Origin of the sequence: Sediminibacterium sp. (assembly GCF_051860225.1) — a bacterium.
Classification (GTDB): domain Bacteria; phylum Bacteroidota; class Bacteroidia; order Chitinophagales; family Chitinophagaceae; genus Sediminibacterium.
In genome coordinates this window covers 500,695-520,562 of sequence record NZ_JBHYEI010000002.1, presented here as the reverse complement: position 1 = coordinate 520,562, position 19,868 = coordinate 500,695, and the positions used below count along the sequence as shown (strand labels likewise).

Annotated in this window: 12 protein-coding genes and 1 tRNA gene; 7 read left to right on the top strand and 6 right to left on the bottom strand. The window is 36.5% G+C overall.

Translation table 11 applies throughout. The annotated features are described in order from the left end of the window. The first annotated feature begins 8 nt into the window (after positions 1-8). Positions 9-1,493 carry a M28 family peptidase gene (locus ACTIEI_RS09175; RefSeq protein ID WP_439505989.1) on the top strand — a complete coding sequence of 495 codons (1,485 nt, stop codon included), beginning with the start codon at positions 9-11 and terminating at the stop codon, positions 1,491-1,493. Between the two features lie 53 nt (positions 1,494-1,546). Here ACTIEI_RS09175 and ACTIEI_RS09170 read toward each other — a convergent pair whose 3' ends face one another. The 4 genes from ACTIEI_RS09170 to ACTIEI_RS09155 all read right to left on the bottom strand — a co-directional run bounded on the left by ACTIEI_RS09170 (position 1,547) and on the right by ACTIEI_RS09155 (position 7,833). After that, complete coding sequence (locus ACTIEI_RS09170; RefSeq protein ID WP_439505988.1) at positions 1,547-5,191, bottom strand: M1 family aminopeptidase; 3,645 nt, start codon at positions 5,189-5,191, stop codon at positions 1,547-1,549. Positions 5,192-5,212: 21 nt separating this feature from the next. Continuing rightward, entirely contained in the window at positions 5,213-6,100 is an 888-nt protein-coding gene (locus ACTIEI_RS09165; RefSeq protein ID WP_439505987.1) for an ABC transporter ATP-binding protein, read from the bottom strand. A 286-nt stretch (positions 6,101-6,386) separates the two neighbouring features. Then, entirely contained in the window at positions 6,387-6,659 is a 273-nt protein-coding gene (locus ACTIEI_RS09160; RefSeq protein ID WP_439505986.1) for a hypothetical protein, read from the bottom strand. A 259-nt stretch (positions 6,660-6,918) separates the two neighbouring features. Then, positions 6,919-7,833: an MBL fold metallo-hydrolase gene (locus ACTIEI_RS09155; RefSeq protein ID WP_439505985.1), complete on the bottom strand. Its 915-nt coding sequence runs from the start codon at positions 7,831-7,833 to the stop codon at positions 6,919-6,921. Between the two features lie 82 nt (positions 7,834-7,915). Between ACTIEI_RS09155 and ACTIEI_RS09150 the strand changes: the two genes are divergently transcribed. Genes ACTIEI_RS09150 through ACTIEI_RS09130 form a run of 5 tightly spaced genes read left to right on the top strand, consistent with a single transcriptional unit; the run spans position 7,916 to position 15,671 of the window. After that, positions 7,916-10,234 carry a PSD1 and planctomycete cytochrome C domain-containing protein gene (locus ACTIEI_RS09150; protein ID WP_439505984.1) on the top strand — a complete coding sequence of 773 codons (2,319 nt, stop codon included), beginning with the start codon at positions 7,916-7,918 and terminating at the stop codon, positions 10,232-10,234. Positions 10,235-10,236: 2 nt separating this feature from the next. Then, positions 10,237-11,685, top strand: coding sequence for a DUF1501 domain-containing protein (locus ACTIEI_RS09145; protein WP_439505983.1), 1,449 nt, complete (start codon positions 10,237-10,239; stop codon positions 11,683-11,685). An 8-nt stretch (positions 11,686-11,693) separates the two neighbouring features. After that, the gene (locus tag ACTIEI_RS09140; protein ID WP_439505982.1) at positions 11,694-12,731 is read left to right on the top strand and encodes a 6-bladed beta-propeller; all 1,038 of its coding nucleotides are present in this window, start codon (positions 11,694-11,696) and stop codon (positions 12,729-12,731) included. Beyond that, complete coding sequence (locus ACTIEI_RS09135; protein ID WP_439505981.1) at positions 12,731-13,519, top strand: FN3 associated domain-containing protein; 789 nt, start codon at positions 12,731-12,733, stop codon at positions 13,517-13,519. Before ACTIEI_RS09140 ends, ACTIEI_RS09135 begins: the two co-directional genes overlap by 1 nt. Before the next feature lies 1 nt (position 13,520). Next, a complete protein-coding gene (locus ACTIEI_RS09130) occupies positions 13,521-15,671 on the top strand; it encodes a chitobiase/beta-hexosaminidase C-terminal domain-containing protein (RefSeq protein ID WP_439505980.1) in 2,151 nt (716 codons plus the stop codon). A 403-nt stretch (positions 15,672-16,074) separates the two neighbouring features. Here ACTIEI_RS09130 and ACTIEI_RS09125 read toward each other — a convergent pair. Both ACTIEI_RS09125 and cphA read right to left on the bottom strand, forming a co-directional pair. After that, positions 16,075-16,145, bottom strand: a tRNA-Gln gene (locus ACTIEI_RS09125). A 107-nt stretch (positions 16,146-16,252) separates the two neighbouring features. Next, on the bottom strand, positions 16,253-18,871 hold the full coding sequence (cphA, locus tag ACTIEI_RS09120; protein ID WP_439505979.1) for a cyanophycin synthetase: 2,619 nt from the start codon (positions 18,869-18,871) through the stop codon (positions 16,253-16,255). A gap of 95 nt (positions 18,872-18,966) precedes the next feature. On the opposite strand from cphA, the gene ACTIEI_RS09115 reads away from it, so the two are divergent. Beyond that, complete coding sequence (locus ACTIEI_RS09115; RefSeq protein ID WP_439505978.1) at positions 18,967-19,857, top strand: cyanophycinase; 891 nt, start codon at positions 18,967-18,969, stop codon at positions 19,855-19,857. Positions 19,858-19,868: the final 11 nt, after the last annotated feature.

Genomic DNA, 19,868 nt, shown 5'->3' with positions numbered 1-19,868 from the left:
TTTAGCATATGAGAAAATTATTTTTTCTAATTCAACTCATGCCGGCTTGTTATTTGTTGAATGCACAGTCAATAAAAGTATACTCAAATCCCCCTGCATTGGCTTCCATTAAAGAAGCTGATTTAAAAAAAGATTTATACGCATTAGCAGATGCTCATTTTAAAGGGCGGTCTGGAGGTACGATTGATGAAATAAAAGCTGCCATGTGGATTGGGGAGAAATACAGGGAAATCGGTTTGAAACCTGCTGGTGATGACGGTACTTATTTTCAGTATTTCAATATTTGGCGCAATCGTGTTAATCAACAAAGCTTTGTAAAGATTAATAATCAATCCTTAACATGGTGGTCGGAAATGGCTGTTGCTCAAATGGCAAACTGTAATATTAATGCGCCTATTTTATTTGTAAATAAGTCGGAAGTAGCAGGTTTAAGTGCTGATCAAGTGAAAGGGAAAGTCATTGCCATGGAAGCAGATCCATCCATGTATAATCCTGCTGTTTCTTTGCCTTCATGGCGTTATGCAAGGTCTGTTCAAGCAAGATATGGCAGTCCCTTAATTGCAAAAGGAGCAATGGCTATTATTTTTGTTGCTGATGAAGTAGGGGAAAAAACTTGGGAAGATGCGGTTGCTAATTTTAAGCAAGGTGCGTATGAAGTTGATGGCGGTCCTGCAATGAGCATTAAGAATACAGTTCCTGTAATTTGGGTCAGATCTGCTGCTAAAAACATATTACAAAAGGGGGATGCTTTTTTAAATGCCCATATCATAATAGAACAGTATGATTATCCATCTGTGAATATTATTGGAAAAATCGATGGTACTGATCCAACTCTTTCAAAAGAATATCTTTTATATAGTGGGCATACGGATGCCCATGGTATTAGAAATCCAGTGAATGGAGATAGTATCTATTATGGAGCTGATGACAATGCTAGTATTGATGTTGCGATGTTTGCGATGGCAAGGGCTTTTAAGAAAAATCCTTCTAAAAGGTCAGTATTATTTGTAATCCATGGTGCTGAGGAGCGAGGTTTACTTGGTTCAAAATGGTATGCAGGTCATCCAACTGTTCCGATAAATAGCATTATTACGGTGCTCAATGCTGATATGATTGGAAGAAATCATCCAGATAGTGCTGCTGTTTTGGGTACACAATCTCCGCACAAAAATTCTTCAGAACTAGTTGAGATGTTATATCAGGCTAATCTAGAAGGTCCACAATTTAAATTGGATACTTTATGGGACAAGTCTTCACATCCTGAAGGATGGTATTATAGGAGCGATCATTTGCCTTATGCAAGATTGGGTATTCCTTCTTTGATGTTTACTACATTATTGCATCCAGATTATCATACTCCTTTAGATAATGCGGAACGTATTGATTATACTAAGTTGAAAAAAATGACTGATTGGATGTATCGATTGGGTTGGAAAGTAGCTAACTCACCCAAGCCACCTGCCAAAGAAATCGGATTTAAATTAGAACGATAAAAAAAGCCCCAAATTTTGGGGCTTTTTGATTGATGTGATTCGTATGAATTTGCTTATTCAATATCCACTGTGTTGTCATCCGGTATTCTATCAATGAGTTTATTATAAGGGTCAATACCTGCTTTTACAGGTTTCCCTTTCACTCTTATTTTGATAGTTTTTTGACCCGGTGTTAACTTATATTTCTGCAAGAATATGGGGTTCACTTTTTTTCTTCCATTTTTGTCTGTTGATTCAGCAGCAAATACACCAATGTCTATATAGTCATTCATTTTTGTAAGCGTTTCTTTTCCGGCACTATCTGCATAATACTTATTGGTATTTATCTGAATGGTTACATCATATAAATCTTTGCCAGCGCTAACTGATTTCGCGCTGATGGCTTTATTGTCATATAAAGTAATTTTCTTCCAAGTATCTACTAGGTAGTATTTTACAGAATCAGGTGTGTGTTTATCTATAAACGCATATAAGTCTGTACTGCCAGCAAAAGGTGGATTTTCTTTTAAGGCAAAGCTATCTCTGAATTCATGCAGGGCTTTATTTAATTGATCTACACCAATTAAATCTTGTAAACCATATAATATTAAGCTGCCTTTTTGATACCATTGATAAGATCGATTGCAGTTGATGAAAGTGTTTTCCTTTTTTGATTCATTCGCTCGTCCAGTTAAGTAACCATCTAATTCATCCTTTAGGAATCTTTTCATATTGTCTTTCCCATACTTACGCTCGGTCAAGATCAATGCGGTATATTCTGCTAATGCCTCAGAAATTAAATTTGAACCTCTAGTTTTATTTGGAACAACTTGATGTCCCCACCATTGATGGGCCAATTCATGAGCCGTTACATAGTAAACATAATCAAAAGAATTGGGATCACTAAAATCCGCAACCCATCCAAAACTCTCTGCGAAGGGCACTGTATTTGGAAAGCTTTGGGCAAATCCTGCATATCGCGGGAATTCCATTAAACGCATTTGTCTAAATTGAAAATCACCATAACTCTTAGAGAAATATTCTAAGCCATCTTTATAAGCTGCTTTGAATCTGTCTAAATTGAATTTGTGTTTGGGGTCGTGAAAGATTTCAATATTTATCTTTTCGCCATTTGATATAGTCACTGAATCTTTTAATACATCATATTTGGCGGATAAAATACTGAAGAAGTAATCGATAGGGGTGTCTTGAACATATTGAAAATATTTTCTACCATTCTTCTCCCAAGTTTTTTGCAAGTAACCAGGTGCAATAGCTATTTGATCTTTGGATGTACTCACAGTAGCTTCAAAGTGGATTAAGTCTGCATCATCATTAAACAACATAGTAGCTTTTCCTTCTGGATCATTTTGGTCTGGGAACTCATCTTCTTTTTTAGCTAATTTATATTTCTTTCTGTCTTCGTCACTGTTCAACTCTCTATTAGGGTCATAGCCGAAAGAGGGAATACCTCCTGAATAAAATGTACCGTTTTGAAGAATCTCTCTCGATAATCCACTATTAGGGAATCCTTTGTTTTCAATTACAGAGTATACTTCAAGTAATGCAGTGTCACCAGGAAGCATGGGTCTTGGAAGGCCATACACTCTATAATTTGCAGTATCTTTTCCTTTCTTTAAGAAGTTAAAAGCACTATACTTAAATAGCAATGGCGACTGATATTTCAAAGGTTTTCCATTATACAGAATTCTGTATTGAACATTCTCATCTGCTTGTAAATGCAAAGAATCTATGGCAGCAGCATGTTTGTTTTTAAGCGAAAGCTTAGCATAAATTGTTACTTTTCTTTCTTCAGGAAAAATATCTGCATGCATCAATACCTGTGTTACTTTTGGCTGTAACTTTTTTTCGTATTTCTTTAGGGTCGTTTCATACAAAGCTAAATTGCTTTCTGATTTTGAATTACTGGTATAGTTATTCAAATAGCTTACATTATAATAGATGTATGATCCAGTTCCTATCCAGCATAAAAAGAATAGGACAATCAGATTTCTTGGGGTGCCATTAAATCTGCTGGATGCAACCCTCCATCTTTCTTTAAATCCACCTGCAATTCCTCTCTGGTAAAACAAGAATGCTATTACTGTTAATAGACAACCCAGACTAATCCAGTAGAAATTAAACCATAACTGCGGTTCAAGAAAATGCCCAATTCCATTCATATCACTCCAGCGATAATTCGGTGTATAGAAATAAAAGAATAAGTTATAATCCATTTCGCCAAATGATCTTAATAAGAATAAGCAAACCCAGATAATCATAGAAACACCATGCCCCCCAAACTTATTATTCACTAATAGATGCACTGCAAATGACAATAGAATCATTTGTATAAATCCTGGCAAAGTCAAAACATACAATTCTATAAAATATACTGAAAAATTAAAATCGGTATGTCCTTTCAATAACTGAATGATTACACCAAGCACCATTGGAATAGTAACTAAGATAATGGCGATACCAACCATGCTACAAAACTTGGAAAACAAGAAAACCACATTCGATACTGGCATGGCATCATTGATGATATTATAGCGAGTTGTTTTTTCTCGATGAATGGTTTCGCCTGAGTAAAATAGTAAAATGATAAAAATGAATAAATTGTAATCATAGCTTTTATAATCCATTAAAAAAATGGTCAAAGGTCTATCAGGGACACTGTACAACAAATTGCCAATCCAGAAATCAAGAATTAAAAAAATTAATCCCCCAAGTAAAATTGCTTTGAAATAATTATCCCGAATGATGTTTAAAAACTCAATTTTAGTAAGTCTCCACCAAACTCTCCGCATATATCCTTGAGAAAAATCTTGTGTAACTCTTTTTAAGGGTTGACTAATTGGTGCTTTTTCTGTTGATTCCTTTTTCTTCGTTTCTTTTGTTGTATCTGCATTTAGAAATGCAGAAAAGCTAAATCGCCAATATGCAATAGCTGTAATCAATATTGAAATGCCCATCCAAATTAATCTGTTAAACACAAATACTTTGGTAAATGGCAAACTCAAATTGTTTTTCTCAAATGGGGTAAGATATCTTGTTTCTAATTGAAATGTATTGATAAGAAAAGGATCGAGTAATTTTACCAGTTCTCTTTTTTCTAAATCACGAACTAAAAAGTTGGATAAGAAATAGCCAATTAATAATAATATACTTGCACTGTATACCACTTTTACATTCCTGGTAACTGCAACAAGTGCAAAAAATATCGAAGAAGAGATTAACAAATTACTGAATCCGTATAAAAATGCGGGTTCTAAATAATTCCAGAGACCATAATCTCCAATTCTTTCGGCGGGTACTTGTCCCATTATAGGTCCTAAGTAGGCTCCCAAATAACAGCCCCAGTTAAACGCAGTACCAACAACTAGTACATAAAAAAATGAACCCAGAAATCTCCCCCAAAAATAACCGCCTTTTGTAATGGGGTAACTGAAAAAGTATTGTCTGGTTTGGTGTTCAACATCTCTATACAAGGGAACACCCATTATAGCAGAGCATACCAACATCATGAGTAAACTAAAAGTGATGGTTCCATCCGCAATTGTCCAAGGGGCATTATGGAATACTTTTTCTGATGCGGGGGAAGAGCCAGTTGCTATGGAAATAAATCCTAGCAAAAAGAAGATGAAAAAATAAATATAAGAAGCTGGTCTTTTAGAGCGATAGACCAACTCAAATTTGAAAATTTGCCAAAACATATGAAAAGTTTTTGAGTTAGTTTATATTGTTGCCATATCCATTTTAGATGCTATCTGATGAAAGTAAACATCTTCCAAAGCAGGGGGTACAGACCTGAAACCGTTTCCAGGATCCGTTTCGCTGAATATGCGGACACTTAAACTACCGCTTTTCATTTGTACACTAATAACTTGATACTGTTCTTTTAATTGTTGAACTGTGGCCTTATCTGCGGACCTGGTATATATCTTTCCTTCTAATTCATTCACTGCATCATCAGGTTGATCATGTCTTAACAACTCACCTTTACAAATGATGGCAAAGTCATTGCAGAGTGTTCTAACATCTTCCACAATATGTGTCGATAGAATCACAATCGTATTATTACCAATCTCACTCAATAAATTATAAAATCGATTTCTTTCTGCGGGATCTAAACCTGCTGTAGGCTCATCCACTATGATCAATTTTGGATTGCCTAATAAGGCTTGAGCAATACCAAAACGTTGTTTCATTCCACCAGAATAAGTGCCTAGATTCTTTTTTCGATCTGTGTAAAGGTTAACCCTATTCAATAAATTGTCTACTGTTTCTTTTCTTTCTTTTGCATTGCTAATACCCTTTAAACAGGCAATATGATCTAACATTTGTTCCGAACTAATCTTCGGATAAACACCAAAATCTTGGGGGAGATAGCCCAAGATTTTTCGAACGGTTTCTTTTTCTTTCAATACATCTAACTCATCTAAAAAGATACTGCCACTATCCGCTTCTTGTAGCGTTGAAATAGTCCTCATTAAGGAGGATTTACCTGCACCATTAGGACCTAAAAGACCGAACATGCCCTCTTTAATGGTAAAACTTACATTATTAAGTGCTTGTACGCCATTCGGATATCTTTTTGAAAGATTAGAAATAACAAGTTGCATAACATGAATTGAAAACGTTAAAAAATAGGAATAACCCTAGTAATATAAGAAATTATTATTACTTGTTGTGAGCTGGGCAAGCAATCTTTTAAACGACTTCAATTCATGCAATGTGTATTGTGTGATTTAGGCTTTTGACTTTTTGTAAAACCTCAATTTTGATTTGATCTTTTCAAAAGTTGTTTTATTAATTAAGCCTGCATATAAAAGTGCAAAAACAAGCAACCAAATCATGCCTTTGATGAAGAAAAACCAAAATCCAATGATACCGATATCTTGTAACCAGTTAAGCATGTTCAATGATTTTTGTTGTTTTCAATATGGTTGCTTCAAGTGCATCAAATATGTTAATGATGGCATCATAGCCTTTGTTGACCTCATTCACCCAACTGTCTTGTTGTATTTGTCTGATAGATAATATACACGCTTCAAAGTTGTGGAAATCATAAAACAAACCTTTTGAAGGGACTTTAGTTTTCATTATTTGTCCACCGTATGCAATGGCCAAATAATGTAAATAAATATGAGGCAATTGTTCTGATGCAGTTAATCCATTCAAATAATTTTTGTAAGTGGTTGTAGCAGTTAGCTCACCGTTTCTTAATGCACCAGCGGTCTCTAATTCTTGGATATCAGCTGAGATCGATTCAATTCTCCTTTAAACATTCGCATATTAAAGGGCTTTCTCTCTGCAATTCTGTGTTTCTCTGCTGTTTGATCTTTTAATAAGCTTTGCATAATATATATTTTATGCAAAGAATCCATTTTAATATGGTCTCACAAGTAGCAATCGGGAAAACGATTTATGAAAATGGGAATTACAAAACAAAACGTTGTCCCCGCTGGGCGATGTTAAATCCAGCTTTAATGACTTTTTCTGTTGCTATACTTTTGTTATTGATTAGTGGATTGGTATGATTGAAATGAATGAAATGAATTTTCTGTTTGTCCTTTAATGGCATCGATTTAAAACGATCCATACTCTCTACCACAAATGGATGCGGAATTTCACTAATGGGGCGATTGTTGATTTCGGCTGCGTCAAAAAAAGTTGCATCAATTAACGCATAATCAACTTTTTCAATGAGGTGATTAATATTTTGAGACCATTTTTCCCATTTATCAATATCAGGGATAAATAGTAATTTTTTGCTTGGCCCACTAATGATATAACCAACCGTCTCTGAATACTCATCGCGATGTGGCACTAGTAAAGGGGTAACAGAAATACTATCGCCTAAACGGATAGCTTGATTATCAGATAATGTTTGAATCTGTATATTTTGTTGACTCACCAATTGACTCCATGGTCCGTTCTGTTCTAGAAATGACTTCATTTTGGGCATTGCATAAACAGGCAATTGTTTTGCACTCATTGCTTCTTTTCCTAGGAACATTAGTCCGGTATAATGACCAATATGTGCATGAGTTAAAAATACCCCGTTGGGTATGTCTGTAGCTGTTTTACTATATTCCTTTAACATCCTCAATTGCTTGCTGATGTCGGGAGTGGCTTCAAATAAATAGCTGATTTTTTTAGTGGAATTATATAATCCCAATGAAACCACTTGCCTTGAATGGTCTGGTTGATTAAAAAGGTTTTTACAACAATCTTTGGTACAGCCAATTTGTGGGGATCCCGCATCTTGAATGGTTCCTAAAACAATAATACTTGTTTGGGCCTGTAAAGATTGGAATACAATCAGGATACCAATAAGGGCGGTCATTTTCATGCTTTAAATATAATTGATTGAGCAGGAATCAATCGCTGTTAAATGACCTTTTTTTTATAATTTCAAAGCAGATTAGGCCAGTATGAAAAAAACCTCGATTGTCATTGCGCTATTTATTGCTATTGTAACAGGCTTCATTTCATGTTTTAGTTTTGAGGGGGGGAGTAAAGCTGACTTGCCAGAACTGGTAAGCTATAATTTTCATATCCGCCCCATACTCTCCGATAAATGTTTTTCTTGTCACGGTCCTGATGCAAATAAGCGAGCTGCTAATTTAAGGCTGGATATTGCTGAACACGCATTTGCTCCACTTACGGAAACCAAGGGTGCGTTTGCGATTGTAGCCGGTAAGCCTGAAGAATCTGAATTGTATAAGCGCATCATATCTAATGATACCGCTTACATGATGCCATCTCCTGAATCGCATTTAGGGGCCCTCTCTGAAAATGAAATTGCACTCATAAAAAAATGGATTCAACAAGGTGCAGTATACGAAAAGCATTGGGCATTTATTCCTCCACAAAAAAAGGAGTTGCCTAAAATCAAGGCTTCTGATTGGGCAAAAAATGAAATTGATTTTTTTATTGCTGCTGCCTTAGAACCAATGGGGCTAAAGCCGAACGAAGAGGCTGATAAAGAAAGATTATTAAAACGTTTGTCTTTAGATATTACTGGTCTCCCGCCTTCTATTACTTTGATGGATCAATTCTTAAATGATCAATCGGATAAAGCGTATGAAAAAATGGTGGATGCGTTAATCAGTACTCCGCAGTATGGCGAGAAAATGGCCCTGCCTTGGTTAGACATTGCTCGATATGCGGATAGTTATGGATATCAAGATGACAATATTCGAACACAATGGCCATGGCGTGATTGGGTGATTCATGCGTTCAACAAGAACATGCCTTATGATCAATTTATTACTTGGCAAGTTGCAGGAGATATGTTGCCGAATGCTACAAAAGAACAAATTTTAGCAACTGGTTTTTTTCGCAACCATAAGTACACCGAAGAAGGTGGGGTAATTCCAGAAGAGTACCGAATGGAATATTTGTTCGACAAAACAAAAACTTTCACAAAAGGTATTCAGGCGATTACTTTAGAATGTGCTCAGTGTCATGACCATAAATACGATCCATTCTCTCAAAAAGATTATTACTCATTTCTAGCATTTTTTAATAACACCAAAGAAAAAGGCTACGAAGGGGATGTGAGTATTTCCAAGCCAGCAAAGTATCCTATATTAAAATTGACTGATGGTGAAATCAAGCAGTTTTTATCTTTTATCAATAAAAAAGATACTGGGGAGATTACTATTTCAGTAATGGCCGAAGATACTCTTCGGAAAACCTATTTATTAAATAGAGGAGTGTATGATCAACCTACTGGTACTCCATTGGTAGCTTCTGCTGTTCCTGCAGTAATGAAGTTTGATGATAAAAAATTTGAACGAAATAGAATGGGGTTAGCTAAGTGGACAACGGATAAGAACAATCCGTTGACTGCAAGGGTTTTTGTAAACTTACTTTGGCAAGAAATTTTTGGTAAGGGCATTGTAAAAACATCAGGTGATTTTGGTATGCAAGGAGAATTACCTTCTCACCCTGAATTATTGGATTGGTTAGCCGTTGATTTCATGGAAAATGGTTGGAATATCAAGAATCTCGTAAAGAAAATCGTTTTATCTGCTACCTATCGACAGTCTGTTAAAACAACTGCGGAAAAACAAAAGTTAGACCCCGATAATATTTACCTCTCGAGAGGCCCTAGAAATAGAGTATCTGCTGAATCAATTAGAGATATTGTTTTAAGTACTAGTGGATTATTGGTCAAAACAATCGGCGGTCCCAGCGTTAAACCTTATCAGCCTAAAGGGTTATGGGAAGGAGCCACTTCAGGTCGGGGTGCATTATCAACTTATCAACAAGACAAAGGAATGGATTTGTATAGAAGAGGAATGTATACATTCATTAAACTAACCTTGCCGCCCCCGAGTATGACTTTATTTGATGCAAGTAACAGAGATCAGTGTGAAGTAAAAAGAACAAAAACAAATACTCCATTACAAGCATTGATTATGATGAATGATCCGCTTGTATTAGAAGCATCTAGGGTTTTGGCTCAACATTTAATGACAGAAAATAGCAGTACTGCTGAAAAATATAAAAAAGCATTTAGAACAATCATTTGTAGAAATGCTACAACTAAGGAATTGGAAATTCTTTCTTCCTATTATAAAGAACAAGTTGATTTATTTAAGCAAGGTAAATTAGATGCTTCTGTCACAATAAAAGTGGGCGAATATGCATTCAAGTCAATTTCAGATAAAAATAGTTTTGCTGCATTAATGAAAACGATTAATGCCATTTATAATATGGAAGAATGCATCACAAAAAGCTAAACATGAATAAAGAATTATTAGAACATAGTTTAAGTTTTAACCGAAGAAAGTTCTTGTCTAAACTTAGTTTAGGTATTGGAAGTGTTGCACTGGGTTCTTTATTAATTCCCGATTTGTTTAATGGAAAATCAGATGAAGAAGCTTTAATGGCAGGACTTCCGCATTTTGCTCCCAAAGCAAAGCGAATCATTTATCTGTTTCAAAATGGCGCACCTTCTCAATTAGACTTATTTGATTATAAGCCCAAATTACAAGAGATGTTTGGTCAGGATTTGCCTGAATCAATACGTATGGGTCAACGTTTAACAGGGATGACTGCAGACCAAAAAAAATTCCCTTTAGCAGGTACGGTTTTTAATTTTAAGCAACATGGTAAAAATGGAGCATGGTTCAGTGAATTGTTGCCGCATATTGCTTCTGTATCAGATGATTTGTGTATCGTAAAATCTATGTACACAGAAGCCATTAATCACGATCCTGCTTTAACTTTTTTTCAAACTGGTGCTCAAGTGGGTAACCGTCCTAGTATGGGTTCTTGGTTGAGCTATGGATTAGGGAGTGAAAATAAAAATTTACCTGCATTTTGTGTGTTGCTCTCAAAGGGGAGTGGTAATGGACAAGGGGTATATTCGAAATTGTGGACCAATGGATTTTTAGATTCGATTCATCAGGGGGTTCAATTTAGCAGTGGTGATAATCCCGTTTTATATTTAAATAATCCGGAAAGCATTAGCAAAGATGATCGTAGAAAAATGCTCGATAAAATTAATGCACTGAATGCTGAATCATTTAAAGAGTTTGGTGACCCCGAAATCAATACCAAGATTCAGCAATATGAAATGGCATTTCGGATGCAAACGGCCGTGCCCGAAATTACGGATATGAGTAAAGAGCCGGAAAGTATTGTAAAATTGTATGGGCCCGAATGTTTGGTGCCTGGCACTTATGCAGCCAATTGTTTATTGGCAAGAAAGTTATCAGAAAATGGGGTAAGATTTGTTCAATTATATCATCAAGGATGGGATGGGCATAATAATTTACCTGGTGAAATTAAAGGTCAATGTAAAGATGTGGATCAAGCAAGTGCTGCATTAATTACTGATTTAAAACAACGAGGTTTACTTGATGAAACATTGGTGATTTGGGGAGGTGAATTTGGAAGAACCAATTATTGTCAAGGGCCATTGTCAAAAGAAAATTACGGTAGAGATCATCACCCAAGGTGTTTTACCATTTGGATGGCTGGTGGGGGAGTTAAGCCAGGTGTTTATGGTGAAACGGATGAATTTGGATATAATATCATTCAAGATAAAGTCCATGTGAATGATTTTCATGCCACAGTATTGCACTTGATGGGATTAAATCATGAAGAATTGACTTATAAGCATTTGGGTAGAAGGTATCGCTTAACTGATGTGGCTGGTAAAGTAGTGGATGGCATCATTGCATAAATAATTGTATGAATAGAAAAACCTTTCTTTTACAATCGGCTGTTTTAACCGCTGGCATTGCTGGCTATCCATCTCTATTGTCGGCATCTAAAAAATCGGACATTATTTTTGGGCATAACCAAAAGCGTTATCGACTTGATACCCAATGGGGGCAACTCGATTTTAATCAATACCCCGTAAAAGATTGTCATGAAATGGTTCAGGATAAGTTGGGAAGGATTATTTTATTAACGAATGAAACCAAGAATAATATCATTATTTATGATAAAAAAGGGAAGTTGGTAACAACTTGGGGGAGTGAATACCCTGGTGCACATGGCTTAACGCTTTTTAATGAAAATGGACAAGACTGTTTATTCATAGCTGATAACAACAGGCATCAAGTAATTAAGACAACAATAGACGGAAGGGTATTACTGACGATAGGGTATCCTAAAGAAGTAGGTATCTATCAGAATGAAACGGAGTTTATTCCTACCGAAACATGCATTTCGCCCAATGGTGATATTTATATTGCAGATGGTTATGGCAAAGATTATATCATACAATACAATGCAAAAGGGGAATATATTCGGCATTGGGGCGGTAGAGGTGCAGCGCCAAAACATTTGAAAAATGCTCATGGTATTTGTTATGATGATAGGGATAAAAATAATCCATTACTCATCGTTACTTCTAGAGAAGAGAATGCTTTTAAGCGATACACTTTAGATGGGCAATACATTGATACCATTGCATTGCCCGGGGCATGGGTATGTAGGCCTGTAATTAAAGGAGATTATTTGTATGCGGCTGTACTACAGAGTCAGCATCGTCAAGGACAAGAATCTGGATTTGTAACTATTTTAGATAAGGATAATAAAGTAATCTCCAATCTTGCAGGAAGTACACCAACCTACCAAGGACAAGTCTTAACCGATATGTACCAAACGGTCAAAGCTTTTAAATATCCCCACGATGTTTGTATTGATGACGAAGAGAATGTATATGTAGCACAGTGGAATGCTGGGCATGTTTATCCTTACAAATTAATCCCTGTACTCTAATGGTTAAATTGATCCGTAGCGTAATCTTATTATTTCCTTGTGGCTTATTTGCGCAAGATAGTTTACAGTTAACCCCACCAATCATTAAGTATCATTCTATTTTCTTTTCGAAGAAGACGCAGGTAGAATTGGCATTTGCATATCCCAATACTGCCATTCATTATACGCTTAATCAAGAAGCACCCGCTATTGCTGATCCAACTTACAAAAAGCCAATATTGGTTCGAGATAACTTAACAACCATTAAAGCAAAAGTTTTTGGAAATGGTTATATAGCATCTGATATCGCCACTGCCACTTTTATTAAAGAAGGGAAAAAAATTTCCATGATTCACCAAACTGAACCACATCCAAAATATGCAGCAGCGGGACCTTTAGCGCTATTTGATTTGAAAGGAGGAAATGTAGATATTGGCACAAATACATGGCTGGGATATAATTGTGATACAGTAAAAATTCAATTGTCATTATCGAAATCAGAACGGGTAGGGAAACTGCTGTTTAATTTTTTGCAGAATGAAAATGCTTGGATATTTCTTCCTGAAGAAATATCCATACAATGGTATAATCAACAATTAAATACTTATCAGTTTTTTGGAAAAGAGTCAATTGAATCGAAAGCTCAGGTTAATGGGGCTAATTGTAATTTTAAGATGGTAAATGCAATGAATAAAGTAATCACAGATAAGTTCTTGATAAATATTGTGGTTAAAAAGAAAATCCCCGATTGGCATCCAGCAAAAGGTTCACATGCTTGGATGTTTATAGACGAAATAAAAGTGTATTAGTATGATGGCTCTTCAACGAAATATTTTTAACCTTGTTTTTGGAATCAATATTCTGCTGGTTTTCTTATTGATTTTTGAAAGTAATCTAGTAATCCCTGCATGGTTGCAAGTAATAGGTCGTATGCATCCATTGTTTTTACATTTCCCCATTACACTAGTCTTAGTATTCATTTTTTGGCATTTTGTTGTAGTAAAGAAAATGATGGAGAATGAATGGGTCGTTCATATTGATCGTTGGTTGTTGTTGCTAACCGCGTTTACTGCCAGTCTTACGGCATTGATGGGTTTGTTCTTATCTAAAGAGAAAGGGTATGATGTTAATGCATTACAATTACATAAATGGTCAGGAATAGCTATTGCAATAATCACCACTATATGGTATGGGAACAATGAATGGGTACAAAAAAATCCTTGGTTACATTATTCAATCGCTGGTTTAAGCACAGGCATTATTCTATTTACTGGTCATCAGGGTGGAACAATTACCCATGGTCCTAATTTTTTATTGGCCCCCATTGAATCTGTCTCAGCTCAACAAGAGGTGTTATTGTCTGAAGCTGAAATATATACTCATTTGGTACAACCCATTTTGCAAACCAAATGCTATAGTTGCCACAATGATAAAAAATCGAAAGGAGAATTAAGAATGGATACGGAAGCCCTTTTACTCAAAGGAGGAAAGAATGGTAAATTATGGGATAGTGCTGCTCCAGATTTGGGCTTGTTAATGAGTAGGGTTCATTTGCCTTTAGAAAATAAAAAACATATGCCACCCATTGGTAAACCTCAGTTAACTGAAACAGAGATTCAAATTTTAGAAGCATGGATTAAAAAAGGAGCCAATTTTAAAACCAAACTAATCAACCTAGCTGCAAATGATGAATTGAGGATAATTGGGCAAGAAAAATTTTCTAAATCAGTAATTGATGAATTCGATTTTGAACCCGCTTCTACATCGTCACTAAAAAAATTAAATACGGACTACAGGGTAATTACACCACTGTCAAAATCTTCACCTGCTTTGCAAGTTGATTTTTTTAGCCCTGCTGCTTTTTCTTTAGATCAATTAAATGAATTGCTTGAGATTAAAAACCAAGTGGTGAGTTTGAATTTAAATAAAATGCCCCTTAAAGATGATGCATTAAGCATCATTGCTCAATTCGCTAACCTGCAAAAGCTGAATCTATCTTTTACTCAGATTTCGGGTAAAAACTTAGACCAACTTAATCAATTAAAATTCTTAAAACAATTATCACTCTCTGGAACCAAAGTGAGTAAAGAAGATTTGATGACCATAGCTGGATTGAAAAACTTACATGCGTTATATGTATGGAATACGAAGCTTACAGACAATGAAATCATTGATTTAAAACGGAGTTGGAAAAATGTATTCATTGAAAAGGGTTTTACAGACGATAGTTCCATTATAAAATTAACCCCGCCTATATTGTTAAACGAGGAACAAGTAATAACAACTCCAATCAAGCTGAAACTAAAACACTATATCAGTGGGGCGTCTATTCGATACACATTGGATGGAACAGAGCCCGATAGTATCAATGCTAAAGAATATTCAGGAGATATCATATTGTCAGGTAATACTACGGTTAAGGCAAAAGCTTTTAAAAAAGGTTGGATAAGCAGCAATACGATAGAAACCTATTTTTTCAGTTCCAAATTTAAGCCCGATTCGGCAGTGAATATTTTACGTGCAGATGATAATTATAGGGGAGATGGTGCAAGTACTTTAATTGACTTGGCTAAAGGAGAGGTGAACAATTTTAAAAGTCGGAAATGGTTGGGATATAAGCTAAATCGGATGGAATCTTTGTTGTTATTTAACTCATTCGTGAACATTAAAAGTGTAACCCTTAGTACTTTAATAGATATCGGTAGTTATATTATGCCACCAACATCAATTGAAGTTTGGGGTGGTAATGAGTTGAGTCAGTTAAAATTATTAGGTCGTCTAACGCCGCCACAACCAACAACAGTTTCGAAGGGATACCTAAAGGGGTATGAAATCAATTTTGTTCCCACTAGATTAAAGTATATAAAATTGATTGCTGTTCCTATTGCTGTTTTGCCTAAATGGCATCCAGGAAAGGGAGACAGGGGTTGGGTCTTTGTGGATGAGGTGTATGTGAATTAACTCTTAGCTTTTTTCTTACTTAATCCCACGACCATAATTAAAAACCAGATAGCGAATGCAATCTTTGGAATGAATGATGAATTGAAATCTTCTGTATTGAGCGTATAAAATGAGTAGCTAAAATATCCTACCATCAATACAGCAGAAACTATTATAATAAGTGTTCTATTATCCCTCATTCTATAAATATACGATTTCTTTTGAGTGAATTAATAGATGTGAGGAAATTGATTAGCTTGTTGATTTGGATTGCCTTCGGCCATCCAACCCCGCTTTGCATTACCCAAGAAACCACGCACCGCGTAAACGCGGCGCTCGTTTTGTTTTTTCACTCGCTCCATTGAGCAAGCTCATGTCGCTCGCTTAAAAAACAAAACCCGCAGCTTTCGCTGCGGGTTTCTTGTTGCCCGACCTGGATTCGAACCAAGACATACTGAACCAAAATCAGTTGTACTACCCTTATACTATCAGGCAATCCGACCCATTCTTTTGGAATGGGCTGCAAAAATAGGACTAGGAGTCAATTGTTCCAAATTTTTTAATTAAAAAATGCTCATTTTCTTTCGAAAACACTGCTATCACTAGCTAGCGGACTCCCTGTCTTTCAATTCTTTAATCTTATCCAAAGCCCCTGCTACCACATCACACATGATGGTATACAAAGCGCCTGGTTTGTAATTGGCATATATATGCTCCAATGCCAAATTCTCATTTGCTATAACAGTTTGGGGAATATTGGGGTTCACTGAATTAACCCCTTCCTGCAATAATGCAATGATTTCTTCTGCCGTTCTACCACGCAGATTTTTATCGCAACGGATAATGATTTCGTCAAAATACGAGGCGGATATGCTGCCCAATTCACGGATGTCTTCGTCCCTTCTGTCCCCTGTTCCGCTGATGACACCCACTTTATAAGGATAGTCTAGTTGTTCTACAAATTGGCATAATAATTTCAAGCCATGCGGATTATGCGCAAAATCAGCTAAGAAAGTAAAATGCTTGAAATGGAAAAAATTCAACCGACCAGGGGTCGTTATACTGCTCGAGATAAAGGTTTGTAAGCCCGTTCTAATGTCTTCAATGGTAATGCTCTTAAATAAATAAGTAGCCATAACACTCGATAAGCAGTTGGCAACATTGTGGACTGCTTTTCCTTCAAAAGTTAGGGGGATATCTTTTACATGACAGACCCTGATTTTCCAAGTTCCTTTTAATATGCTGATATAACCATTTTCATAAACGGTTGCCAAGCCACCTTTTTTGCAATGTTCTTGAATGCGTGGATTGTTTTCATCCATGCTAAACAATGCCACATTGCATTTCAGGTCTTTTTTCATCGCATACACCAAGTCGTCTTCTGCATTTAATACGGCATATCCATGCGGATAAACGGTTTCAGGAACGACTGCTTTTACGCGTGCCATTTGTTCTACACTATTAATCCCGCCGAGGCCAATATGGTCACTGGCTACATTGGTTACGATGCCTACATCACAATGTTCAAATGCCAATCCATTCTTTAAAATACCGCCTCTGGCACATTCCAATACAGCAAAATCTACGGTGGGGTCCTTTAAAACAAACTGTGCCGAAATAGGACCGGTACAATCCCCCTTCATTAACAACTGATTTTGTATGTAAACCCCATCGCTGGTGGTATAGCCCACTTTTTTACCAGCTGTTTTAGATATATGTGCCGTTAATCGCGTAGTAGTGGTTTTACCATTGGTACCCGTAATGGCTATAATTGGAATTCTTCCATTACTTCTGTCGGGGAAGAGCATATCAATAACTGGCTCTGCCACATTTCTACCTAATCCTTCTGTAGGATCTATATGCATTCTAAAACCAGGAGCAGCATTTACTTCTAAAATTGCACCCCCATTGGATGATACGGGTGTTTGTAAATCTTGTGCCATAATATCAATGCCGCAAATATCTAAGCCAATGATTTTGGCAATGCGTTCGCACATGACGATATTCTCTGGATGCACTTCATCGGTTACATCAGTTGATGTTCCTCCAGTAGATAAATTTGCGGTGGTTTTTAAAAGCACTAGTTCTCCAACGGGCGGAATGGTTTCAAGGGTATATCCTTTTTCATCCAACATTTTCATGGTGCTATCGTCTACGGTAATTTGAGTCAATACCTTTTCATGACCATAGCCTCTACGAGGATCTTTATTGGTTTCGTCTATTAGCCATTGAATGGTATTCACTCCATCCCCAACAACTGAAGCTGGTGTTCTAAGTGCAGCACAAATGAATTTGTAATTGATTACTAAAATCCTAAAATCAAATCCAGTGATAAATTTTTCTACAATAACCGAACGGCCATATTGCTTAGCACTCTCAAATGCTTTCGTGGCTTGCTCCCAAGTAGTGATATTGGTCGTATTTCCTTTTCCATGATTACCATCAATTGGTTTAATTACTAATGGATAGCCAAATTTTTCAACCGCTTCTTCTAAGCCTGCAATGGTTCTAACAACAGTTCCTCTTGGAACTGGAATTTCAGCAGCGCCTAATAAATTTTTGGTTTCCTCTTTATCGCAAGCAATATCCACAGCAATATTACCCGTAGTAGAAGCAATAGTTGCACGAATTCTTTTTTGATTCACGCCATAACCTAATTGTACCAAACTATGTTTGTTCAATCTTAAATGCGGAATCCCTCTTTTGGCTGCTTCTTCAACAATACAACCCGTAGAAGGCCCTAGGCGAGTGTCTTCTCTAATTTCCCTTAATTGTTGAATGTCATTCGTTAAATCATAAGTTATACCATCCGTTAATGCTTCTGCAATTCTTACCGCAGCTTTAGCAGCATAAATGCCGGCATCTTCTTCCAGATAACTAATCACTACAAAATATTTTCCTGGTTCACCGGTTCCTCTTGTTCTTCCAAATCCGGTATTCATGCCTGCTAAAGTTTGCAACTCCAGCGCTATATGTTCAATTACATGCCCCATCCAAGTGCCTTCTGCCACTCGTTTAAAAAAGCCGCCAGGCTCGCCTACACTGCAGCGATGCGCGTACATACTAGGGAATAAAGCCGCTAATCGATCGCCAAATCCTTCAATGGTATTGGTAGGTCGTTGCTCCATCTCTTCCAAATCTAATTTCATTTGAATGAGCTTGGTTCGGCGGATACTCCAATAATTGGGGCCTCTTAAAATCTTTAATTCTTCAATTTTCATATACCGTAATTTGGGAAACATTGAATATATTGAATTTTTTGTATAAGGTGGGGGAAATCAAAAGGCTTATTTTTGCCGAACGATAAATGTAAAGCATGTTAATTCCAAAAGGTAAGTTAATCGCCATCGGTGGCGCAGAAGATAAAGGGTCAGATTTAGAGAAGGGAGCCATTTTTAGGAACAACCTTAATTTTTTTGAATTAGGGATTCTTAGGAGAATTGTAGCAGAAGCGGGGGGATCGGACGCCAGTATTGAAGTAGTCACTACGGCTTCTACCATTCCTTATGAAGTAGGTGAAAATTATTTAGATGCATTTGGTAAAATTGGATGCACGAACGTGCATATCATTCATATCAGAAATAGGGAAGACGCGCAAAAGCAAGAATACATCGAAAGAATTCAGGCTTGTGATTGTGTGATGTTTAGTGGGGGCAATCAATTAAGATTGACTACTATTTTTGGAGGTACTCGTTTTTTAGCCATTATTCAAGAAAGGTACCAGAAAGAAAATTTTGTAATAGCGGGTACTTCGGCAGGTGCAATGGCCATGAGCAGTACCATGATTTATGAAGGGAATGCCACTCGTGCCCATTTAAAAGGAGAAGTAAAAATTACGACTGGATTGGGTTTTATGGATAATGTCATTTTTGATTCACATTTCGAAAAAAGGGGAAGATTTGCCAGATTGGCTCAAGCGGTATCTGCTAATCCATCTTGTATTGGAATTGGTTTAGGAGAAGATACAGGTATGTTAATTACCCAAGGCAATAATATGGAAGCGATAGGAAGTGGCCCTGTGATTATTGTAGATGGTCATGATGTACGACATAGTAACTTGGCAGATATCCCAGAAGGGAACCCGCTGAGTATTGAAAATTTACACGTTCATTTTTGTGCAAAGGGAAATGGGTTTAAAGTAAAAGAAAGAACTTTTGTTGAATTAATGGGGGAGCATACTACTCCTGTGATGACAGATATTTATTAGTTGATTTTTCA